Annotated in this window: 18 protein-coding genes; 3 read left to right on the top strand and 15 right to left on the bottom strand. The window is 60.0% G+C overall.

The genetic code is table 11. The features are described from left to right. Positions 1–31 precede the first annotated feature (31 nt). Positions 32–2881, top strand: a complete 2850-nt coding sequence (uvrA, locus tag MHM37_RS08555) for an excinuclease ABC subunit UvrA (RefSeq protein ID WP_239296391.1) — start codon at positions 32–34, stop codon at positions 2879–2881. Between the two features lie 120 nt (positions 2882–3001). Beyond that, the gene (locus MHM37_RS08550) at positions 3002–3739 is read left to right on the top strand and encodes a Crp/Fnr family transcriptional regulator (protein WP_153843259.1); all 738 of its coding nucleotides are present in this window, start codon (positions 3002–3004) and stop codon (positions 3737–3739) included. A 72-nt stretch (positions 3740–3811) separates the two neighbouring features. On the opposite strand, the gene MHM37_RS08545 is transcribed toward MHM37_RS08550, so the two are convergent. Then, entirely contained in the window at positions 3812–4561 is a 750-nt protein-coding gene (locus tag MHM37_RS08545; RefSeq protein WP_239296392.1) for a ribonucleoside-diphosphate reductase, read from the bottom strand. A gap of 50 nt (positions 4562–4611) precedes the next feature. Further along, positions 4612–6723, bottom strand: a complete 2112-nt coding sequence (locus MHM37_RS08540) for an adenosylcobalamin-dependent ribonucleoside-diphosphate reductase (protein WP_239296393.1) — start codon at positions 6721–6723, stop codon at positions 4612–4614. A gap of 204 nt (positions 6724–6927) precedes the next feature. Between MHM37_RS08540 and MHM37_RS08535 the strand changes: the two genes are divergently transcribed. After that, positions 6928–7491 carry a hypothetical protein gene (locus tag MHM37_RS08535; protein ID WP_168444417.1) on the top strand — a complete coding sequence of 188 codons (564 nt, stop codon included), beginning with the start codon at positions 6928–6930 and terminating at the stop codon, positions 7489–7491. On the opposite strand, the gene MHM37_RS08530 is transcribed toward MHM37_RS08535, so the two are convergent. The 13 genes from MHM37_RS08530 to MHM37_RS08470 form a co-directional block, all read right to left on the bottom strand. After that, complete coding sequence (locus MHM37_RS08530) at positions 7488–9500, bottom strand: sensor domain-containing diguanylate cyclase (RefSeq protein ID WP_239296395.1); 2013 nt, start codon at positions 9498–9500, stop codon at positions 7488–7490. The two genes, MHM37_RS08535 and MHM37_RS08530, sit on opposite strands and share 4 nt — an antisense overlap. Before the next feature lie 23 nt (positions 9501–9523). Further along, positions 9524–10195 carry an OmpA family protein gene (locus MHM37_RS08525; RefSeq protein WP_153843262.1) on the bottom strand — a complete coding sequence of 224 codons (672 nt, stop codon included), beginning with the start codon at positions 10193–10195 and terminating at the stop codon, positions 9524–9526. Between the two features lie 4 nt (positions 10196–10199). Next, on the bottom strand, positions 10200–11015 hold the full coding sequence (locus MHM37_RS08520) for a MotA/TolQ/ExbB proton channel family protein (protein WP_139527824.1): 816 nt from the start codon (positions 11013–11015) through the stop codon (positions 10200–10202). A 33-nt stretch (positions 11016–11048) separates the two neighbouring features. Then, positions 11049–11756 carry an RNA polymerase sigma factor FliA gene (locus MHM37_RS08515; protein ID WP_139527823.1) on the bottom strand — a complete coding sequence of 236 codons (708 nt, stop codon included), beginning with the start codon at positions 11754–11756 and terminating at the stop codon, positions 11049–11051. Between the two features lie 26 nt (positions 11757–11782). After that, on the bottom strand, positions 11783–12175 hold the full coding sequence (locus MHM37_RS08510; RefSeq protein WP_239296396.1) for a flagellar protein FlhE: 393 nt from the start codon (positions 12173–12175) through the stop codon (positions 11783–11785). A 115-nt stretch (positions 12176–12290) separates the two neighbouring features. After that, on the bottom strand, positions 12291–12887 hold the full coding sequence (locus MHM37_RS08505; RefSeq protein ID WP_139527821.1) for a hypothetical protein: 597 nt from the start codon (positions 12885–12887) through the stop codon (positions 12291–12293). Beyond that, positions 12884–15079: a flagellar biosynthesis protein FlhF gene (gene flhF / locus MHM37_RS08500; RefSeq protein ID WP_239286279.1), complete on the bottom strand. Its 2196-nt coding sequence runs from the start codon at positions 15077–15079 to the stop codon at positions 12884–12886. The genes MHM37_RS08505 and flhF overlap by 4 nt, the downstream gene beginning before the upstream one ends. Positions 15080–15097: 18 nt before the next feature. Further along, positions 15098–17179 (bottom strand): flagellar biosynthesis protein FlhA, encoded by a 2082-nt coding sequence (gene flhA / locus MHM37_RS08495; RefSeq protein WP_219862357.1) that lies wholly within the window; start codon positions 17177–17179, stop codon positions 15098–15100. Further along, positions 17176–18342, bottom strand: coding sequence for a flagellar biosynthesis protein FlhB (gene flhB, locus MHM37_RS08490; protein WP_139527818.1), 1167 nt, complete (start codon positions 18340–18342; stop codon positions 17176–17178). Before flhB ends, flhA begins: the two co-directional genes overlap by 4 nt. 133 nt (positions 18343–18475) lie before the next feature. Next, positions 18476–19171, bottom strand: a complete 696-nt coding sequence (gene cheZ / locus MHM37_RS08485) for a protein phosphatase CheZ (RefSeq protein WP_139527817.1) — start codon at positions 19169–19171, stop codon at positions 18476–18478. 42 nt (positions 19172–19213) lie between these two features. After that, positions 19214–19603 carry a chemotaxis response regulator CheY gene (gene cheY / locus MHM37_RS08480; RefSeq protein ID WP_139527816.1) on the bottom strand — a complete coding sequence of 130 codons (390 nt, stop codon included), beginning with the start codon at positions 19601–19603 and terminating at the stop codon, positions 19214–19216. Between the two features lie 53 nt (positions 19604–19656). Continuing rightward, the gene (locus tag MHM37_RS08475) at positions 19657–21369 is read right to left on the bottom strand and encodes a methyl-accepting chemotaxis protein (protein WP_239296397.1); all 1713 of its coding nucleotides are present in this window, start codon (positions 21367–21369) and stop codon (positions 19657–19659) included. A 53-nt stretch (positions 21370–21422) separates the two neighbouring features. Continuing rightward, a complete protein-coding gene (locus tag MHM37_RS08470; protein ID WP_239296398.1) occupies positions 21423–22484 on the bottom strand; it encodes a chemotaxis response regulator protein-glutamate methylesterase in 1062 nt (353 codons plus the stop codon). Position 22485 lies beyond the last annotated feature (1 nt).

Genomic DNA, 22485 nt, shown 5'->3' with positions numbered 1-22485 from the left:
TTACGCTTTTGCCACGCGATTCGAGGTGTTGATGGACAGCATTCTGGTCAGGGGTGCCCGCACCCACAACCTCAAGCAGATCGATGTGGAGCTGCCCCGTGACAAACTGATTGTCATTACCGGGCTCTCCGGCTCCGGCAAGTCATCGCTGGCGTTCGATACGCTCTACGCGGAGGGGCAGCGTCGCTACGTGGAGTCGCTTTCCACCTACGCGCGACAGTTCCTGTCGATGATGGAAAAACCCGATGTGGATCACATCGAGGGACTCTCTCCGGCCATTTCCATCGAGCAGAAGTCCACCTCGCATAACCCTCGCTCGACGGTCGGTACGATCACCGAAATTTACGACTACCTGCGCCTGCTGTTTGCCCGCGCCGGCACACCGCGCTGCCCCGAGCACGGGGAAGACCTAGAAGCCCAGACCATCTCGCAAATGGTCGACCAAGTCATGAATCTCGCCGAAGGCACCAAGCTAATGCTGCTGGCCCCAGTGGTGAAGGGTCGCAAAGGCGAGCATTTACAATTGCTCAGCGAGCTGCGTGCCCAGGGGTTCGTGCGGGTGCAGATCGACGGTCAAGTGCTCGAACTCGACGACATCGCACCGTTGGATAAGCGTAAAAAACACGATATCAGCGTGGTGGTCGACCGCTTCAAAGTACGCGACGACATTGCCCAGCGGCTGGCAGAGTCGTTCGAGACGGCGCTGAACCTGGCCGACGGCACGGCGATGATTCACTTCATGGATGGCGAGCAGGAGGATCTCGCCTTTTCATCGCGCTTTGCCTGTCCGGTGTGTGGCTACTCGCTCTCCGAACTCGAGCCGCGCATGTTCTCTTTCAACAACCCGGCGGGGGCCTGCCCGACCTGCGATGGCTTGGGCGTTCAACAATACTTCGACCCCGACAAGCTCATCAGCCACCCGGAGCTCTCTCTGGCGGAAGGCGTCATTAAAGGGTGGGATCGGCGCAACATTTATTACTTCACCCAGTTACAAGCACTGGCCAAGCACTACCGCTTCGAGCTGGAAACGCCCTGGCAGGACTTAGCGCGACACGAGCGCGACATCATTCTCAACGGCAGCGGTAATGAGCAAATTCCGTTCGTGTACGTGGGGGATCGCGGCCGCAAAGTCACTCGGGAACATGCGTTCGAGGGTGTCTTGCCCAATATGCAGCGCCGCTATCGCGAAACCGAGTCCAACATGGTGCGCGACGATCTCGCCAAGTATATCGCCGTCCAGCCGTGTACGACCTGCGGCGGCTCGCGGCTACGCAAAGAGTCGCGTCATGTCTACGTGGACGAACACAACATTGCCGATATCGTCCACCTGCCGATTGGCGAGGCGTGGAACTACTTTGCCGAGCTCGACTTACCCGGTCGTAAAGGCGAGATCGCCGCCAAGATCGTCAACGAGATCCACGCGCGCCTGGAGTTCTTGGTCAACGTGGGCCTGGACTACCTGAACCTGGAGCGCAGCGCCGACACCCTCTCGGGCGGCGAAGCCCAGCGCATTCGTCTGGCCAGCCAGATCGGCGCGGGGCTGGTAGGCGTCATGTACATCCTGGACGAGCCCTCCATCGGCCTGCACCAGCGGGATAACGATCGCCTGTTGAAAACCCTGGAGCGGCTGCGCGACCTGGGCAACACCGTGATCGTGGTCGAACACGACGAGGACGCCATTCGCGCGGCGGACCATGTGCTGGACATTGGCCCCGGTGCCGGGGTGCACGGCGGTGAAATCGTCGCCCAAGGCACGCCTCAGCAGGTGATGGACAACCCTCACTCACTGACCGGTCAATATCTCTCTGGCACCCGCGAAATTGCCGTGCCGCCCTATCGCATTCCCGGCAATCCCGATAAGCAGCTAGTGGTACACGGCGCGACGGGCAATAATCTGCAAAACGTCACCCTCAGCCTGCCGCTCGGGCTCTTCATTGCCGTCACCGGAGTATCCGGTTCGGGCAAGTCGACGCTGATCAACGGCACCCTGATGCCGATTGCGGCCCGCGAGCTCAACCGTGCCACCACGCTCACTCCCGCGCCATATGAGAAGGTCGAGGGCCTCGATCAGCTCGATAAAGTGATCGATATCGACCAGAGTCCGATTGGTCGCACGCCGCGCTCTAATCCGGCCACCTACACCGGCATTTTCACGCCCATTCGTGAGCTGTTTGCGGGCACCCAAGAGGCACGTTCACGGGGCTACAAACCGGGCCGCTTCAGCTTCAACGTCAAAGGTGGGCGCTGCGAGGCGTGCCAGGGCGAAGGCATGATCAAGGTCGAGATGCACTTTCTGCCGGATATCTACGTGCCTTGCGACGTGTGCAAAGGGAAGCGCTATAATCGCGAAACGCTGAATATTCATTACAAGGGTAAAACCATCCACGAAGTGCTGGAGATGACCGTGGAGGACGCCCTGGCATTTTTCAGCCCAGTGCCAGCCATTGCCCGCCGCCTACAAACGCTGATGGACGTTGGGCTTTCGTACATTCGCTTGGGCCAGAGCGCGACCACCCTCTCTGGCGGTGAAGCCCAGCGAGTGAAGCTCGCCCGCGAACTCGCCAAGCGCGACACCGGGAAAACGCTCTATATTCTGGATGAGCCCACCACGGGACTGCATTTCGAGGATATTCGCCAACTGCTCACGGTCTTGCATCGCCTGCGAGATCACGGCAATACCATCGTGGTGATCGAGCACAATCTGGATGTGATCAAGACCGCTGACTGGCTAATCGACCTGGGCCCGGAAGGCGGCTCGGGTGGCGGACAAATCATTGCCGAAGGCACCCCGGAGCAGCTTGCCAAGCAGCACGTCTCGCATACAGGGCGCTTTTTGGCCCCGCTTCTCGAGCGGGGACACCGCGCGTCAACCACCTCTTAAGCGGCCGTCCCGGCGCAAACGCGCCGGGAGACGCAAAAGAGCGAGCATGCCGCGTGACGACTGCTTATAGTAAGTAACGACGCCGTTTAACAAAGGTGGTTTGCACGAGGAGAAGCACGCGTGGAACAGGATAAGAGCTGCATTATTCGCCACTTTAGCCACTACTGTACGCTGACAGACGACGAAAAGCAGTTGCTCAATTCACTCGAAGAGAGCCCTGACGACATCAAGGCTGGTTCGCTACTATGGGAGATGGGCGCCCCTGCCAACGAGTTTTGCACGCTGCGCAGCGGCTGGGCTTACTCTTACCGTCACCTAGAAAATGGTGATCGGCAGATTCTCGAAGTTTTCCTCCCTGGGGACATCATCGGCCTGCGGGAGTTTGCGTTTTCTCAGCGTCTCGAGAACGTGCGCATGATTACGGACGGAGTGGTCTGCCATTTCCCCCATAAACGGATGCTCGATCTCTTTCGTGAGTCGCTGCCGCTCACCTCGGTGATGTTCGCCATCGGCAGCCGTCAGCAGGCGCTGCTCACCGAACGGTTGGTGAACCTCGCACGGCGCAGCGCGCGCCAAAAGATGGCCCACTTCCTCCATGAAATGTACCTGCGCCTACGCCAAACCAATGACGATATTAGTGGGCAGTTCCGTCTCCCGCTCTCCCAAGAGCAGCTGGCCGATATTCTGGGGCTGAGCCCGGTGCATGTCAGCCGCACGTTCAGCGCGCTCAGCGAGGATGGTTTGGTCTTCCGCGACCGCCACCACGTGTCGATTCCCGACCTGGATGCGCTGGCCACGGAAGGAGAGTTCGATGACTGCTACCTGACCGATAACGTCCGCCCCCTGCTCGACGGTTGATCCTCCGATGACGGCTGATGCGACGTGTGCCGCCCGCTGGCCCAGCGCGCAGCACTTAGCAAAGGGGGCGCGTCAGCCACACTTGGACCAGCCGCATCCGGCGTAGCAGGTAGGACAGCCATCCATCATGATCAAGTCCCCTCGGCACTCGGGGCAGGTGCCCACGGTGGCCGGCGCGCCGCTGGCGGATACAGGCGCGCCTGAGGCCTCATCGACAGTTGGACGCTCCTCGGGCTGCCAAGCATGGCCATGCTGCATTCGGTGGGCGTAGCGGGCAACCAGCGTCTCGACCGGCACTTGGTGGCCGTCCTGATCCAGAAAGCCACGCCGATAGAGAATCTGCTGAATCGACCAAGCAATCGCCGCCACTTCAGAATCGTGAAACATGGGCTTATCCCAGCGATTCATGCCACAGCGCACCAACCCCTTATCCCAGGCCACCTTGCGAAGATCCGCCACGGCCTGCGTGACATAGCCGCCCCGCGCCGCTAGCGACAGGCTACGCATCGTGGCAGTGATCCACTGATGCTCGCTGGAGAGCTGGCCCGACGGAAAGAAAAACTCCACCGGGCGCTCGATCACCACGCGCTGACCACCGACCACCCCCTCCACCGGCATGAACGACACCAGCAAATAGACCTTCTTACGCCCTTCGGCCCCCACGTAGGAGATCTTCTCCGACACCGCCTCCAGCGTCCCCTCCGGACGCGAGGGGATACGGACCGTCAGCGGGTCCTCCTCGGCCAACACGGGCTCGGGGGTAGGCCGTTCCGGCTGTTTGATTCGGTAACCGACAATTTTCGACGTGATTTCGACCGCCATAACGCTCTCTCCCAATGTTTGACCGTTGCTCAAGCCTACGCGTGCGCTGGTTACCACTTACCGTAAGTGCCCTCTTTCAAGGCATCGAACAGGTTGGCCGCGTTGTGCTCCTCACCGTCATAGAGCACTTTTTCATCGCCCGTCAGTTCCAGCGTTTCGCCACTCTCTAGTTCGAAGACGTAGGTGGTGTTCTTGAGATCGTCTTCCCGCACCAGCACCCCTTGAAACGCTTCTGGATTGAAGCGGAAGGTCGTGCAGCCTTTCAAACGGCTCTCATACGCCTGCAAATAGAGGTCTTGGAACTGCTCGAACGGGAACTCGGTCGGCACGTTGACCGTTTTGGAAATGGCAGAATCTACCCACTGCTGCGCGGCGGCCTGCACGGCGACGTGCTGTTCGGGCGACACCGAGTCGGCGGTGATGAAGTAATCCGGCAGATCGCTTTCTACCGCATCGGCAGCGATGAAGTGGCGATAGGCGGCCAGCTCGAAGGAGACCACTTCCACCTGCTCCTTTGTCTTTTTGCCGGACTGAATGATGTTGCGGAAATAGCGATGTGAGAACGACGGCTCGATACCATTCGAGGCGTTGTTGCCCATGGAGAGCGAAATAGTGCCCGTCGGGGCAATCGAGCTGTGATGAGTGAACCGCGCGCCGTGCTCGGCGAGCTGCGCCACCAAGTCCGGCTCCAGCTCGGCCACTTTGGCCATGTATTGGCTATAGCGGGCATGCAGAATGCGGCCCGGCACTTTGTCACCGACCTCGTAACCGTCGCTGGCCAGCTGTGGGCGCTCGCGCATCATTTTTGGCGTGATGGTGTGCTCCTCTTCGAGCACCGGCGCCATGCCCTTCTCTTTAGAGAGCTCCAGCGCTTGCTTCCACCCTTCCAACGCGAGGTGACGACTCACTTCCTCAGTGAACGTCAGCGATGCCTGAGAACCGTAGGGTATCTTCAACATGGTCAGTGTCGAACCGAGCCCTAAAAAGCCCATGCCGTGGCGGCGCTTGGCTTCGATTTCGCGCTGCTGTTGGGGAAGCGGCAGTCCGGCGATTTCCACTACGTTATCGAGCATTCGGGTAAAGATCGCCACGACGTTACGATAGCGCTCCCAGTCGAAGCGCGGCTCGGCGCTAAATGGTTCGATCACGAACTTGGTCAAGTTGACCGATCCCAGTAGGCAGGCCCCTTCTGGTGGGAGCGGTTGTTCACCACACGGGTTGGTCGCGCGAATATCTTCACAGAACCAGTTGTTGTTCATACGGTTGACCTGATCGATCAAGATGAAGCCTGGCTCGGCGTAGTCGTAGGTGGAGGCCATGATCGTGTCCCACAGCTCGCGGGCCTTGATCACTTCGACAATGCGGCAGGCCACGCGCCCCTGATCATCCACCGTGTAGCCCTCTTCGATCACCGGCCAGTCGCGGTAAATGATGTCGTCATCACTAACGTCCTCTTTTTCACCTGGATGCAGCGGAAAGGCCAGCGGCCAGTCGGCGTTGTGCTTCACTGCTTCCATGAACTCGTCGGTGATCAGCAGGCTAAGGTTAAACTGGCGCAGCCGCCCGGCTTCACGTTTGGCCTGGATGAAGTCGCGCACGTCGGGGTGACCGACATCGAAGGTCCCCATCTGGGCACCGCGACGTCCCCCGGCGGATGCCACGGTGAAACACATCTTGTCATAGATATCCATGAAGGCCAGCGGGCCATTGGTGCCCGCGCCTGCGCCAAACACGAAAGCGCCTTTGTGTCGCAGCGTCGAAAAGTCGTAGCCAATGCCCGCGCCCGATTTCAAGGTCATCCCAGCATCGACCACGGAATCGAGAATATCGCGCATGGAGTCATGGATGGTACGCGAGACGGTGCAATTGATCAGACTGACGGCGGGTTTGTAGGCGTCGGCACCGGCATTGGAGAGAATACGGCCGGCGGGAATCGCGCCGTTCTCCAACGCCCAGCGGAACTTGGGCAGCCACTCGTCAGCGTGCTCGCCCTCGACGGCCGCTAGCGCGCGCGCCACGCGTTCGAACGTCGCCGAGACATCCTGATCTACCGGCTGGCCATGGCGATCTTTCAACCGATATTTGGCATCCCAGATCTCTCTTGAGGGGGCCTGCAGAGGGACCTCACTGGATGTCTTCATCGCCTTGGCTGCGGTGTTCATGTCACGAAACTCCTTCACGAGGGATCAATAGAGGCTAAAACGGCCCGATGATACAAGGCATCGCCAGAGAGTATAGCCCCGACTTTCTACTATATCGGCTGCTTTTTTGAATCAAACCCACTAGATATAGAAAAAACAGCACCTTACCCTTTTGATTATTCTCAACACGCTATAGGCTTAGGGTTTTCGATGACGATACGATCTATGAGCCCCACTCGCGCACTCTCTTCCTACGCGTTGTCCACGCTCCTGCTGGCGAACCCGGCGCTGGCGGCCACGTTCAACGTGAGTTCTACCGAACCCCACGGGCACTGGCAGTCGATGGCCCTTAGCCTTGGCGACGAACGCCACTTCCGCGCCGTGGAGACCCACAGCTACTCAGACGCTACGCTCAGCGTGAACACGACCCAGGGTGTCTGCGACCTACCTTGGCTCGAGATGCGAGTGACGCTGGCGCAACAGCAAGGCGAAAGCCGTGCGGTGAACCTCGTGCCGACGCGGCTACGCATCGACGACCAGCCGATCATCGACACCATGGCGGAGTTCATTACCGAGCGCGGCGATGACGGCTTTTATGCCCATTTCTATTTGCAAGATATGGAGACGCTGATCGAGGAAATGCAGTCGGGGGAACAGCTCTTTCTTGGCTTCGATCAGAACGAGCGGGAGCCTTGGTACATGACCTTTAGCCTGGCGGGTGCAGATGCGGCCATCTCGCGCATGCAAGCGTTGTGCAGTGCGGCCGCCGAGACGGCCCGCACGCCTTAAGTCACGCGCTCTTCGGCGAGTTCTACGCGGTTACGGCCGCTACGCTTGGCTCGATACATGGCAGCGTCGGCCCGGGCCATCAACGTTTTACAGCTATCGCCGGGCTGCCAAATGGCGACACCGATGCTCACCGTGATGGGCTGGTCCAGGCCGCTGACGTGCAGTGTCGCCACCAGGCTACGCAGCCGCTCGGCCAAGCCGACCGCGGCGTCCATGTCCGAGTGCGTGGCGAGCACCACGAACTCTTCGCCGCCCCAGCGGCCCAGGTGGTCACAGCCGCGTAGCGAGGTTTCCACCAGGCGCGCCAGCGACACCAGCACGTCGTCGCCCACGCTGTGTCCGTGGGTATCGTTGATCTGCTTGAAGTGATCCACATCGAATAGCAGCAGCGCAAAGGCAGCACCGTACCGTTTGGCCGCGACCAGTTCGGCATCGATGGCCTGTTCGATACGGTAGCGGTTCCACACATGAGTGAGCGGATCGAAGTGGGCGAGCTGCTCCAAGCGCTGATTAGCAGCGGCAAGCGCCTTACGCTCACGCTCTAAATGCATGTTCAGCGTGCTAATCTCGTAAGCGGAGATCGCCAGCGTCAGGTCTTCTCCCAGGTCCATCACCGCCAGGCGCTCGACGCGCTGCCACGCCTCGCTTTTGCCCACTACCTCTTCGCACCAGGCCGCCGACGGCGCCACCAACACCGGGGGTAGCGGTGCCGAGGTCGGTTGCATCGCCCAGTAAAGCGTTTCTACCTGCTCGGGGCGAAAGAAGATCAGCCAGCCGCGCTGAGCCGCGCTCATGGGCAGCGGCACGGCCAGAATGCCGCATTGGTCCGGCATGTTCAGGGATTCGGTCAAGGGCTCGCTGGCCACGCCACGGGTACACCAAGGCCCGCTGTGTCGATGCGCTTGGTCGAGCCGTTTGACGAACTGAGCGACGACTGCGGCGTCAGGCGTATGACCGTCCGCGTAAACGCTGCCTTTCAGCCACAGTGCAACACCGTGGGCGCGAAACAGCGAGCACCATGTCTCCGCTTGGGCTGACAACAACTCGACGGGGCTTTGCGGCTCGATACGGGCATTCGTCGAGAGCACCAAACTATCTTGTACGCGCTGAAGATAGCGGGCCTCTTGTCGAGCCCTGAGTAGCAAAAGCCGCTGGGTCGCCATCTGGACGAGGGTGCGAACGGCATCGCGGACTGGCGGCGACACCGGATGAGACGCTGCCGAGTGGCAGAACAGCAAGCCCCACAGCCCGGTGTCACCCTGCATGGCCAGGCTCATCGCACCGCGTACGCCCAACCGTTGCAAGTAGCGCTGACGCTCCGGCGCGGGGGCACGTAAAAAGCAGTGGCGCAAATCGACGCTCTCGCCCTCTGGCGTACACGGCAGCGGCGGTTCTGCATGGGCGCTGGCGTCATGAATCAAACGGATCGGATGGCGCTCGTAGGTGCGGCGCAGCGTGATCGGAAAGTCACTGGCAGGAAAGCGTTGGCCCAGCAGCGCAGGCAGGTGCCCGCCTTGCGCTTCGGCGACGATCAGCCCGTGCCAATCGCTATCGAAATGACAGACCGAGACGCGATCATGACCGGTGAGCTGTTGCACGGCAGTCACTAAATAATCCAGCAGTTCTTCTTGATGGGTCGCTTCGGCTAGACGCATCAAGCGCTCGTTGACGGTCCCCAGCAGGCGCCGTTTGCCCAGCGGGCTGAGGGGCTCGATTTCGACCACCACGTGGCGATGCGTGCGATAAGCGTGAACCTGCAGGCGCGTGGTGTCATGTAGCCGACGGAAGGCCAGCGGGCTCGCTAACCGCTGGCGTCCATGCAGCTCTTGGCGCAATCGTTGGCTCAACCGCTTGCCCAGCACGGTGGCGGGGGAAATCGCACGGAGCTCGGTGTCTGCCAATCCCAGCAGTTTGTTTAGGTTGCGACTGACCGCCTGAATGCGCCGACTCTCACCGTCGAGCACCATGACGGCGCCAAACGATTGTAGTAGCGAGTGATGCTTCGACACGCAGATAGCCTCGAGATAGTGCTTTACCCCTCGACCTGCTGCCTTAGCAGCAGTTCAACGCGCCGGTTGGCTGCTCGCCCTTCCGAGGTAGCGTTACTTTCCATGGGTTGGGTGTCGGCATAACCGACCGCCCGCATACGTGAAATGGCAATGCCTTGCCGCTCTAATTGGCGCACGACCGCAATGGCACGGCCTACTGAGAGCTCCCAGTTCGATGGAAACCTCGGCGTCGAGATAGGCACGTTATCGGTATGACCTTCAACGGAGATTTGCCCATCGAAAGTCGCCAGCACGGAAGAGAGTCGTTCTAACACATCTTGCCCTTGGGGCGTTAGCACATCGTTGCCGCTGGGAAACAAAAGGCTGTCGTCGATGCGCAGCGTCACGCCCTCTTGACCTTGCGAGACGCTTACACCAGGAATGTCGAGTCCCGCCATATGAGGTTGCAACCCTTCATGGCGTGGCTGAATACCCGTGGCCAAGCTAGCGAGCGGCAGTGAGGTCACGGCGCTGGCGACGCTCAGGGCCTCGCGGCTCTGCCCTTCGCCGCCGCTCGGCGGCGCCAAGGCTAGCAGCAGAACGAACAGCGTGATGAGCAGTGTGAGCACGTCCAAGTAGCTGGTTAGCCAGCTCTCGTCACTCTCACCCACTGCAGCGGGCAGCTCCAGGGCATGCCGTGAGTCGCGGTCGAGCATGGCGCTACCCTTTCAATGCGGAGCCAACGTCGGGACGGGGTTTGACGTTGGCGTCCCGGATCTCATCGTGGTAGTTCGCTACGAAGGAGTTGAGCGTCTCTTCGATGAACGATGGCAAGCGGCGCTTGGTGATCAATGAAATCCCTTCGAGCACCATGTTCATGGTAATCAACCGCTCCTCGGTGCGCCGCTCCAGCTTGACGGCGATGGGCTTGAACACGAGGTTGGCCAGCAAGATACCGTAGAAGGTGGTCAGCAGTGCTACCGCCATGCGGGGGCCGATGACCTGAAGGTCTCCGGCATCCATGACTTCGAGCATGTTGACCAGCCCCACTAACGTGCCGATCATGCCGAAAGCGGGCGCGTAGGTCGCCATGGTGCGAAAAATTTGCGCTTCGGCGTGTTCGCGGGCTTTCAAGCGGGCGATACGCCAGCGCAGCATGTCGAAAATCTCATCCTCTTTGGTATTGGCAATCACAAGTTGAATACCGGTTCGTAAGAACGGGTTGCGGGTGTGTTCGAGCTCCCGTTCGACGGCCCGCACGTCACCTTTGAACCAGAGCCGCGACATGGACACCAGCTCGTTGATATCGTCCCGCACATAGGTATTCTCACGGCGGAATACCAAGCCCACCAAACGCACCACTCGCAGCACTTCTTTCAACGGATAGCTGATGAAGGTCGCCGCCAGCGTACCGGTGATGACGATGGCCAGTCCCGGCACATTGATAAAACTTTCGGGCGACTCTGCAGTAAAGAACAGCACGCTTACCAGCAGCAACATGCTGGCAAAGATACCGATCAACGTAGATGGGTTCATCAACGGCTCCTCGCCGAGTAGGGTGAGTGGGTATTAGGATTCATCGTGATCGCGTAAACGCGCGCGCAGACGGCTCACCGCCTGACTGTGTAGCTGGGAGACCCGCGATTCGGTGACGCCCAGCACCGCGCCGACCTCTTTAAGGTTCATCTCTTCTTGGTAATAGAGCGCCATCAGCAGCTTTTCGCGCTCGGGCAATGCCTCGATGGCCTCGATCAGGGTGTGTCGCTGCTGCTCATCAAGCAATTGGTCAAACGGCCGATGCTGGGCATCGTCACCCGCCGGCTCACCGCCATCGGCGACCAGCTCTTCGAACGGCAGCAGTTGACCACTGTTGGTGTCATTTAACAGCTGCTGGTACTCGCTCAGGGGCATCTCCAGCTCGCGGGCAATTTCACCCTCTTCAGGGGGGCGGCCCAACTGCTGCTCCAAGCGGCGTACAGCATCGTCCACTGCCCGCGCCGAACGACGTACGCTGCGCGGCAGCCAGTCGCGAGTGCGCAGCTCGTCCATCATGGCACCGCGAATCCGCTGGCTGGCGAACGTCGCGAACGTGGCACCCTGGGCAGCATCGAAGCGTCCCAGCGCCTCTAATAGCCCCACCATGCCTGCCTGGATCAGATCATCTAGCTCAATACTTGCGGGCAATCTTACCTGCAGCGTTAAGGCCTGACGTCGCACCAGTGGCATGTATTGGGTCAACAGCTCACTTTGTTTGATCCTGCCTTGTGCTGTATACATCCTCGTGCCTCGCGGCTGAACGGCCTTTACCGATAATTCACTATCACCTGTAGCCCCTGCACCCTCACTGGCCGCTGGCCCGGCGACAGTGCAAACCGAAAGTGCAACGGCGCATTTGCCAACATGCCTTCCAGCGCAGTGGTACTGCCGCGCATGCCCGACAGTGCCACGCAGCGCTCAGGGTGACACAACCAAGCGTTGACGGGATGACTCGGTGGGGTGTCGAACCGCCACTGCACGCGCGTTAGCGTCGCTCCTCCCAGCGGGATGCCTGCTGGTGGCGAAATGGCCTGGCTCTGACTGGTGCGGTCGCTCATGGCGACCAACACGCCAGGCACGTCTCGGCTCCAGCTACCCGTTGCCGCCTCGACGCTAACGACCCACATGATGGTTGCCAGCATCGCTGCGTAGGGGCTCACCCTTTTCACTGTTAACAACTTTACGGCTTTTATCAACGTCTGTCGGGCAAATAGCCTCATACGCGGGCCCTCTATTCGGCGTAGGTCGCTAACGACAGCAAGCCGATCATCTGTCTCAACGTGCAAGCAACAAAAGCTCGATATCCAAATAGTAAGCGGCGGCGTCACGCAAGTTCTCCAGCAGCCCCTGACGCGGCAGGTGCGGTTCATGGAGTGCCAGCAGGCGTCGCGGACCGCCATGCTCTCGCACTTTTCGAAGCACACGGTACATGCTGGCAAAGCCATCGGCATCGCTAGTGACCCATAGCGCCCATCGTGCATGCTCCTTCGCCAGCATGGCCAGCGACGGCGTATCGGCCATGACGACCTGAATCTGCCAATCCTGCGGGTCGCCCGCCCACTGACGCCCCAACGCCGACCACTGCCCCAAACGTCCACGCACTTTATCGACTTGTGCGGCGCCGGTATGCGGTAGCCCTATCACCACCAGCGGTTTCTGAGGGCGCGGTGGCGTCACCGTCGCCGGTTCAGTGGCGGCAGCGACAGTGGGCGCCAGAGCGTCTTGGGTATGCACCGCCGCCTCTTCAGTACTGACCGGCGAGGCAGGAGCGGCGGACGCATGGGTATCTTGTGGTTCGTCCTGTGCGGCTCGCTGCTGACGCTGTAGATCGGCCCATTTCCGCAGGCCCGCCGCTTGATCCTGGCCGCTCATATCAGGTCCTCGCGACTGACGCTACCGAGCTGGCGAATGGCATCGCGTGCCATCAACACGTGCACCAAGGCGTCGAGTAGCGCCGTATCGCGGCGTTTACGCTGACTGCCCAGCAGGCGCAACAGGTCGGCTCGCAACGCTTGCACCGCGTCGTCATCGGCCAAATCCAAGTGACTGGCTACAGCGGCGGCGCCGCTGGCCATGAGCAGGCGTAGCTCGCTGCTCACCTCGCCGCCATCCGCCTCTTTTAGCTGCTGCCAGGCACGCTTGGTCAACGCGGATAGCCCATCACTCTGTAACTGAATGACCAGTAGCGATACAACGTCGCTGCCTAGACGCGCGGGAGTTAGCCAGTAGCGGCGCACGACACGCTTGCTGCTTTCTGGATCGCACACGTCGCCCACCCAGGCCAGCACCGCGTTGCCGGTGGCATCGTGGGCCTCCACGTAGGCTGTCGACAGCTGCATGCGTTGACCACGAAAACGAATGGCAACACGGTGGGTGAGCGTACTCTCTTGAAACAGCGTGCGCAGGGTATGACGCTCGCCCTGGCAGTGTACACGCTGACCGGCGTTGACGGCGCTGACCCAGGTCAAGCGCTGGTCGTTAAGCCATGCCAGCGCGTCGGACTCCGGCAGGGTAGGCAGCAGATGAACGGCGATGTCTGCCGCGCAGCCCGCCAATCGTGGTTGCCACCCAGCAGGTTGGCGATGCTGCAAACGCGTCAGTGCCAACCATGCCCCTTGATCGTCGAGCGCCACGTCCGGCATCGACCAGTCACAGTTGCGCTCGTTGCGCCTGGGCGACCATACGACGCCCATGGCATCGTGGGTCGCTTCCGCGCCAGCCAGCAGCGTGTCTAAACGCTGATCCTGCACCACGCTGGGCAGCGCAGCGATGTCCCAGGCGGCCTCCAAACGGTGAAAATCGGCGACCCGTTGGCGCAGCCGAGTCAGTACCGACGTCAGCCGGCGCCCCTGGCCTAGCACATCCCGCGACCAGCGCGGCAGGCTCGGCGCGCTGGCCGGGCCGCCTTGATCCATCGAAGCGCTCGAACTGGCCGAGAGCGCTTGGTCGATCAGGCCAGAAGGCGTGGCCACGGCCATGTCTTCCGGCACCTGCTGGCCGTGTGATCCAAACAGTACGCGCATGCCGTGGCGCATTACGATATCCAGAACGGGCGCCAGTCGCCCGGCCTCGTCCTGCTTGGTGATGATGCAGTCGTCGAGCTCGGCCCCTGCGGCCCGCGCTGCCTGACGGTAGCGCAACACCACCTCTTCCAGGGTCTCTGGCTGGCTGGCCGCATTGAGCAATAGCACCAGCCGTACGGTCGACTGTCCGCCCTGCAAGTGCGCAATCTGCTCGATCACGCGCTGATCTCGTTGGCTCATCCCAACGGTATCGATGATGACCCACTGTTTGCCTTGCAATCGGCCGACCAGCTCGTCGATAGGCTGTTCTGCGTCGAGCGCGTACATCGGCGTATCCAACAGTCGGGCGTAGATGCGTAGCTGCTCGTGGGCACCGATGCGGAAGCTATCAGTGGTCACGAGCGCCACCGGACGAGTGCCATGGCGCATGACGAAACGCGCCGCCAGTTTGGCCGTGGTCGTGGTTTTACCGACCCCAGTAGGCCCTACCAGCGCCACGATGCCGGTTTGATCGAAAAAGCGATCTTCGTGCGCCAGCACCTTCAGCCGCGCTATGAGCTGTTCGCGCAGCCAAGCGCTGGCAGCGTCATGGCCGCCTTCCTGGGTCAATAACTCCTCGGGCAGCGCTTCGAGCACCTCATGGCTGAGTTCGGCGCTAAAGCCCACCCGCACCAGCATGGCTAGCAGATATTCATACGTCGTTTGAGTGCCGCGCGGCGACTCCACCATCGGCTGACGGCGAGAGAGCAGCTCGCGCATGTCCTGCATTTCTCGGAGCAGGCGCTCGCTCATTGCCTCCAGCGGATCTGGCTGTGTCGGCAGTGAGAAAGCCGCGGCGGGCGCCGGGGCGTCTCGCGATACTTCTGAAGGCTCTGCGGGTGACGGATCGAACTGGTCGACCGCGTCGTCGGCCATGGCCAGAATTTCAACGCCGCCTTCGGTGCGGCGATTAGCGACGATCAAGGCATCGTCACCCAGTATTTCGCGCACTTGGCGCATGACATCGCGACTATTGGCTCCGACAAAACGTCTCACGCTCATGGTTCACCTGTTACCAATTTAGCGGCCACCGACCAGGGTGGTCACGCGCAGGGTGCGGTCGTCGGGAATTTCTGCCTGGGACATCACCACCAAGTGGCGCATCCGGCGGCGTAGGAAGCGCGATAGCACCGCGCGCAACGAGTGTTGAACGACCAGCACGGGCGCTTCACCACTGCCTTCGTGCTTCTCGAGCGCCTGCTGTGCCTGATTCATCAACGTATCCGCCAGCCCCGGCTCCATGGCCCCGTTACCGTTCATGGCCTGCATCAATACTTGTTCGAGCTGCGCGTCCAGTCCCATGACGTGCAGGGTCTCCTGGCCAGCAAACCACTGTTGTGTAATCGCGCGACCCAGCGCGATACGCACCAGAGCGGTCAGCTCATTGGGGTCTTTCTGTTGTCCCGCATACTCAGCCAAGGTGTCCAACACCGTGCGCATATCGCGAATCGAGACGTCTTCATCCAGCAGGTTCTGCAAAATTCGCTGCAACACGGTCAGAGAGATCGCTTTGGGCACCACCTCTTCGACCAGCGATTTTTGGTCTTCGCCCAGTTTGTCCAGCAGCTTTTGCACTTCTTGCCGCCCCAGCATCTCGGGAGAGTGACGGTGCAGCAGATGGTTCAGATGGGTGGCGATCACCGTGCTGGCATCCACGACCGTATAGCCGTAGACCTGAGCGTGCTCGCGCTGGTTGCCATCGATCCATACCGCAGGCAGTCCAAAGGCTGGGTCTTGCGTTGGCGTGCCTTGTAGCTCACCGGACACTTGGCCGGGGTCGATGGCCAGCCATTTGCCGGGCTGCGCGTCGGCACGGCCGATTTCGGCGCCTTTCATGGAAAGCACGTAGGTATTGGGCGGCAGTTCTAAGTTATCGCGAATGTGTACCACCGGGGGCAAAAAGCCCACCTCCTGGGCGAATTTCTTACGGACGCTTTTAATGCGCCCCAGCAACTCCCCTTTTTGCCGCGAATCTACCAGCGGAATCAAACGGTGGCCCACTTCCAGACCCAGCGTGTCAACCAGCTGTACGTCTTCCCAACTGGCTTCTGGCGTCTCTTGAAGAGGCGGTGGCGCCGTGGCGATCTCCTCTTTGACCAAGGTCTGCTCTTTGCGACGCATCAGATACCACGCCAAGCCGCCCAGCAGCGCGGTGAAGACCAAGAATACGAAATTGGGCATGCCGGGCACCAGGCCGAGCAACCCCATGACCATCGCCGCTAGAATCATGACCTGAGGATTGACGAACAGCTGGCTGATCATCTGCTGACCAACGTCCTGCTCGGTATTTACCCGAGACACGGTGACGCCTGCAGCCGTCGAGATGACCAGAGCCGGGATCTGAGCCACCAAGCCATCGCCAATCGTCAGCAGCGTATAGGTACGCGCGGCATCGGCAAAGCCCAGATCGTGCTGCATCATGCCAATCAGCAGGCCACCAATAATGTTGACCACCATGATGACCAGACCCGCCACCGCGTCACCACGAACGAATTTACTGGCACCGTCCATGGAGCCGTAGAAGTCGGCTTCCTGGGCTACCTCGGCGCGACGCTTTTTCGCTTCATCTTCGCCAATTAACCCAGCATTCAAGTCGGCGTCGATGGCCATCTGCTTGCCAGGCATGGCGTCGAGCACGAAGCGAGCGCCCACTTCGGCGATACGCCCCGCACCTTTGGTGATGACCATGAAGTTGATGATGACCAAGATGAGGAAGACGACTAGCCCCACTGCAAAATTACCGCCGACGAGGAAGGTGCCGAACGCCTCAATGACCTTGCCCGCCGCATCACCGCCTTCGTGGCCTTCCATCAATACCACGCGGGTGGAGGCCACGTTGAGCGAGAGGCGAAGCAGCGTCGTGAACAGCAGGACGGCCGGAAAAGCGGCGAAGTCCAGCGGCTTTTCGGCAAACATGCTGACCAGCAACACCATGATGGACAACGCAATGTTGAACGTGAACAGCAGATCCAGCGCGAACGGCGGGAGGGGCAGAATCATCATGCCCAGAATCATTAAAATCAGCAGCGGGCCCGCAAGCAGCTTCATGCTCACGTCGTTCATCCAGGGTCGCTGATTGATCAACTGGCTTAAGCCTTTCATGTTTGCGCCTCATTGCCACCGGCACGACGGCCGGGACTGTCCATTTCCGGGGGAACCGGTAAATTATCGGGAGTGGGGGGCACCTCGCCTCCTTGCTGTGCAACGTGCTTCAGGCGATAGGCCCAGGCCATGACCTCGGCCACGGCGGTATACAGTTCGGCAGGCACTTCGGCCTCTAAGTCGACATGATGATACAGGGCACGCGCCAATGGCGCTGCTTCCAATCTCGGAACGCCAGACTCTTCACCTATTTCACGGATACGTGCGGCCACGGCGTCCGCGCCTTTGGCCACCAGCCGAGGGGCCCCCATACGCCCCTCCTGGTATACCAGTGCCACCGCGTAATGCGTTGGGTTGGTGATGATGACATCGGCGTCGGGGACTTTACTCATCATGCGTCCGCGCGCCATGGCTTGCTGCTGCTGGCGAATACGCCCTTTGACATGGGGGTCGCCTTCGGAGTCTTTGTGCTCCTGTTTGACCTCTTCTTTGGTCATACGCAGTTGCTTGGCGTTGTTCCATAGCTGGAACGGCACATCGATCAAAATCACTACGATCAGCGACAACACGATGAGACCAGCCGCCAGAGCGGCCATGTTCAGTGCGCTCACCAGCGCCTGCTGAATGGGCTGATCCATCAGTCCCAAAAACCGCCCCATATTAAAATATAAAAAGCTGAACGCCACACTTCCCACCAGTACCGACTTGGCGATAGCCTTTGCCAATTCGGCCAGTGCTTGGGTGGAAAAGAGTCGTTTGATCCCTTTGATCGGGTTCAGCTTCGAGAACTTGGGCTGGAGAGATTTGGAGGAAATGAGCCAGCCGCCCAACAGTGCGGGCGCTACCAGCGCAATGACCGTGAGCAGCAGAAAGAGCGGTAGCATCGCGATGAGCGTTCGCTGCCCCAAGTCCAGCGCGTTGACCAGCATCGAGGTAGTTTCCATGGCTTGGCGACGTTCGAACAAGAACGCCTGCTCCATCACCATGCCAAGCTGGTCATAGAGCATCTGCCCCATGCTCCATAGACCTATCACGCCCCCGAGCAGCATCAGGAAGGTCGTCAGCTCTCGGGACCGAGGCACCTGGCCCTCTTCCCGCGCTTTGTCCAAGCGTCGAGGCGTGGCCTCTTCGGTTTTTTCCTGATCGCTGTCGTTATCTGCCATGCTGTCATCCGGCTGACGAGTGGTCGGTCGACCAAAATAAGGCACACCACAAGCTCAGCCGCCCTTGAGGACGGCTGAGCTGGGGTCTTATTTTGCCAGAGGCAGAGGCTTACAATATGCTAATAACCCGGCATTAAAAGCCTAATTCGTCCAATAAGTCGTCTACCTGATCCTGTCCGGTGACGATATCAGGGGCGTTCGCTTTCACCTGCGGCCCATTGAGAAGGTCTTCATTGCGACGCGCGTTCTCGTTTTTCCACTGATCTTCCGCCTTGCGCTGCATCGTTTCGCGCGCTTCTGCGCCCGGCACGTTGTCGATCAGTACCTGAACCAGCTGGTGCTCGATCTCACGAATCACGTCCATCATCTTTTTGATGACTTGGCCCGTGAGATCCTGGAAATCCTGAGCCATCATGATGTCCAGCAGCTCTTTATTGGTCGCTGCGGTGATCTGCGGCACATCGCTCAGGTAGGTCCGCGTTTCTTTGACTAGCGCCTTGGCGTCATCCAGTTCCTTGGGTGCTTCGAACCACTCACCCCAGCGTTTATCCAAGGCTTCGGCACGCTCAGAGAGCTGGTCTTGCAGCGGCTGCGCCCGATCGATGGCGTTGAGCGCCTTGTCCGCCGCCTGCTCGGTCATCGTTGCCACATAGTGCAGTCGGTCACGGGCATCGGGAATCGCTTCGGCGGCCTTCTCGATCTCCTTGTCCAAGCCAAGCTCGCGCATGTTGTCACGCAGCATGCGGGTGAGCTTACCAATACGAAAGATCAGGTCTTCAGCGGCTTCTTCGGACAGTTGGGCAGAACCACCCTGCTCATTCTGACTCATTGTGTTGTCTCCTCGTTAACCGAGCACCTTGGCTCCGCCGCGTCATTTACCCATTTTCTCGAAGATTTTATTCAGCTTCTCTTCTAGGGTGGCGGCTGTGAACGGCTTGACGACGTAACCATTGGCGCCCGCTTGTGCGGCGGCAATGATGTTCTCTTTTTTGGCCTCTGCCGTCACCATTAGAACCGGCAGATCTTTCAACGCATCATCCTGACGAATTTCTTTGAGCATCTCCAAACCATCGAGATTCGGCATGTTCCAATCCGACACGACGAATTCGAAGTTGCCAGCGCGCAGCTTGTTCAACGCGTCTTGACCATCTTCGGCTTCATCTACATTGGTAAACCCGAGCTCTTTCAACAGGCTGCGGACGATCCGGCGCATGGTGGGAAAGTCGTCTACTACCAAGAAGCTCATGTTCTTATCGGCCATGGGTCATCCTCTCACTAACATCATGTATTGGGTGACTGTGAATTCAGTCAGGGTTAAAACTCTTCCCACTCATCGTGGGCCTGGGTCGTCGTTTGATGCCGCGGCGGTGCAACAGGAGCCGCAGCCGCCGATGTGTTCTGAGCCAGCTTGTGCGGTGCACGTTGGGTAGCGGCATGCTGTGCCGGCAGGGCGCTACGCGCGGACGAGTCGCTCAGCACCTGAAAGATGGCCACCGCTTCTTCCAAGCGATTCGCCTGCTCTTCCAGCGACGCCGCAGCGGCAGACGCTTGTTGCACTAGCGCCGCGTTTTGCTGTGTCACTTGATCCATCTGCCCAACGGCCTGACTCACCTGCTCGATCCCGTCACTCTGCTCCTGAGAGGCGGCGGAGATCTCATCCATGATATCGGTCACACGACGCACCGCCGTGACGACATCGGTCATCGTTTGTCCTGCCTTTTCTACCAGAGAAGAGCCCTGGTTGATTTGACTAACAGACGCCTCGATCAGCGTTTTAATCTCTTTTGCCGCATCGGCACTGCGGCTAGCGAGGTTGCGCACTTCGCCTGCCACGACGGCAAAGCCGCGCCCCTGCTCACCGGCACGCGCCGCCTCGACCGACGCATTGAGCGCTAAGATATTGGTCTGGAAAGCAATCGAATCGATCACACTGGTAATATCGGCCACCTTTTGTGAGCTGGACGAGATGCCCTGCATGGTATCGACCACTTGCTGCACCACTTCGCCCCCCTGCTCTGCCGTGGTCGAGGCGTCCGCTGCGAGCGTGCTGGCCTGACGAGCATTGTCGGCATTCTGTTTCACCGTGGCCGTCATCTGCTCCATGCTGGCGGCCGTTTGCTCGATCGAGGCGGCCTGCTGCTCGGTGCGAGACGACAGATCCGCGTTGCCGCTGGCGATTTCTCGCGTACTATGGTGAATCTCTCGGCTGCCCTCACGTACCCGCGTCACGGTCGTGCTGAGATTCTGCTGCATGGTCGCCATGGCCGCAAAAAGGCGCCCAATTTCGTTCTTGCCTGCTTCAGGCAACGGCTGAGTCAAATCTGCCTGAGCAATACGGTCCAGCCGCTGAACGGCATCGTTCAGCGGTGCAATGACCGTACGGCGCAAACCCATATAGATCGCTAAGGAAACCAACAGCGCCATCCCGACGGCGAGCGCATTGATCAACGTGAAGGTATCCCCCTGGGCCTCCGCGTCGGCACGGGTCGTCGCCACACGCTCGAAGCCGTACTCTACGAACGCCGTAATACTCGCTGCCAGTGCTTCCAGCGGCTGGGCTAACTCCCCCCGCAACTGATTGAAGGTATTGATATCCATGAACGCGAAGCTTTCGTGCTGCTGCTTGACGAGCGCGAGCACCGTGTGGAAATTGTCCTCCACGGCCTCCCCTAGCGCTTGCCCTTGGGGCGTACGAGGCGTCGCTGCAAAGTTATTGAAGCGCGCCTCTGCCCGCTCGATCCGATTGGCTGCCACCTCTACCTGCTCATTGGACTGCTGCGTACGACCCACCATCAATAGATTGGACGCCGTTTCCATCGCCAGCATGGCCTGATTGAGCAGCGAGTCGGCGCGGTTCAACTCGTTGAGCTGCTCGTTGCCGATCTGATTGAGCGTGGCAAGATTACTCTGCGCACTGCGATCGGCCATGACACCAAGTCCGGCCACCACCAAAATAAGGGTGACCAAACAGGCAAGTGCCGTGACGACGGCGGTATGGATACGGAGATTGCGCAGCAAGCGGTTCATTGTTGTCGTTTCCCTTGTCAATAGCTATCCAGGTGATGTTCGATATCGTGGTGTCAAACCCGCTGCGCGCGACCGGAAGCGGCGATTAGCGCCATCAGTCGAGACGGGATGTCGTCGAGCGCCACCACTTCGACCGCTCCGCCAACGGCAATCGCCTCACGCGGCATGCCGAAGACCACGCAAGACTCTTCGTTCTGAGCGATGGTGGGCGCGCCAGCCTGGCGCATCTCTAATAAACCGGCCGCGCCGTCCTTGCCCATCCCCGTGAGAATCACACCAATGGCGTTTTTACCGGCGTGCTTCGACGCCGAGTGAAACAGCACATCGACGGAGGGGCGATGACGGTTGACCGGTGGCCCATCGTTGAGCCGTGCGACGTAGTTAGCGCCGCTGCGGGCCAGCTCCAGGTGTTGGTCGCCGGGCGCGATATAGGCGTGCCCTGGCAGCACGCGCTCACCGTCCGCGGCCTCTTTCACGGTAATACGGCACAAACGATCCAGACGCTCGGCAAAAGAGCGTGTAAAGCCCCCAGGCATGTGCTGAGTGATCAGAATCGCTGGCGCATTGGCAGGCAGTGGCTCCAGCACCGCACGAATGGCTTCGGTGCCGCCGGTGGAAGCACCAATGATGATCAGCTTTTCACTGGTCATCATCGGGGCTTTGAGCTGACTCGGAGGCGGCGTGTTTTTGTGACGCGCTTGGCGCGGTCGAGAGCGTGCGGCAGCGCGGAGTTTATCGGCAATCTCGTTGGCGTACTCCATCATGCCGCTGCGAATACCCAGGCTCGGCTTGGCGACAAAATCCAACGCGCCCAGCTCCAGTGCTCGTAACGTGATTTCAGAGCCACTTTGCGTCAACGACGACACCATCAGAACCGGCATGGGTCGCAAGCGCATCAGCCGTTCGAGAAAGTCGAGACCGTCCATGCGCGGCATCTCGACGTCCAACGTCAGCACGTCAGGATTATGCTGCTTGATCAGATCCCGGGCAGCGATGGGGTCAGGCGCAACGGCGACGACTTCCATGTCGGGCTGGGAGTTGATGATTTCTGTCAGCAAATCACGGATCAACGCCGAGTCATCGACGCACAACACTTTAATCTTGGCTGCGCTCAAA

Origin of the sequence: Halomonas sp. MMH1-48, assembly GCF_022348105.1 — a bacterium.
Lineage (GTDB): Bacteria > Pseudomonadota > Gammaproteobacteria > Pseudomonadales > Halomonadaceae > Vreelandella > Vreelandella piezotolerans.
Note: the sequence above shows the minus strand (reverse complement) of the source record. Positions and strands in the feature narration are given on the sequence as shown.

What these genes read in the sequence shown, in the direction of transcription:
- uvrA (WP_239296391.1), top strand. Translation starts at nt 32, where the DNA reads ATGGACAGCATTCTGGTCAGGGGTGCCCGCACCCACAACCTCAAGCAG.
- MHM37_RS08545 (WP_239296392.1), bottom strand. Translation starts at nt 4,561, where the DNA reads ATGGCGGTCGAAATCACGTCGAAAATTGTCGGTTACCGAATCAAACAG.
- MHM37_RS08540 (WP_239296393.1), bottom strand. Translation starts at nt 6,723, where the DNA reads ATGAACACCGCAGCCAAGGCGATGAAGACATCCAGTGAGGTCCCTCTG.
- MHM37_RS08535 (WP_168444417.1), top strand. Translation starts at nt 6,928, where the DNA reads ATGAGCCCCACTCGCGCACTCTCTTCCTACGCGTTGTCCACGCTCCTG.
- MHM37_RS08525 (WP_153843262.1), bottom strand. Translation starts at nt 10,195, where the DNA reads ATGCTCGACCGCGACTCACGGCATGCCCTGGAGCTGCCCGCTGCAGTG.
- MHM37_RS08520 (WP_139527824.1), bottom strand. Translation starts at nt 11,015, where the DNA reads ATGAACCCATCTACGTTGATCGGTATCTTTGCCAGCATGTTGCTGCTG.
- MHM37_RS08515 (WP_139527823.1), bottom strand. Translation starts at nt 11,756, where the DNA reads ATGTATACAGCACAAGGCAGGATCAAACAAAGTGAGCTGTTGACCCAA.
- MHM37_RS08505 (WP_139527821.1), bottom strand. Translation starts at nt 12,887, where the DNA reads ATGAGCGGCCAGGATCAAGCGGCGGGCCTGCGGAAATGGGCCGATCTA.
- flhF (WP_239286279.1), bottom strand. Translation starts at nt 15,079, where the DNA reads ATGAGCGTGAGACGTTTTGTCGGAGCCAATAGTCGCGATGTCATGCGC.
- flhA (WP_219862357.1), bottom strand. Translation starts at nt 17,179, where the DNA reads ATGAAAGGCTTAAGCCAGTTGATCAATCAGCGACCCTGGATGAACGAC.
- flhB (WP_139527818.1), bottom strand. Translation starts at nt 18,342, where the DNA reads ATGGCAGATAACGACAGCGATCAGGAAAAAACCGAAGAGGCCACGCCT.
- cheZ (WP_139527817.1), bottom strand. Translation starts at nt 19,171, where the DNA reads ATGAGTCAGAATGAGCAGGGTGGTTCTGCCCAACTGTCCGAAGAAGCC.
- cheY (WP_139527816.1), bottom strand. Translation starts at nt 19,603, where the DNA reads ATGGCCGATAAGAACATGAGCTTCTTGGTAGTAGACGACTTTCCCACC.
- MHM37_RS08475 (WP_239296397.1), bottom strand. Translation starts at nt 21,369, where the DNA reads ATGAACCGCTTGCTGCGCAATCTCCGTATCCATACCGCCGTCGTCACG.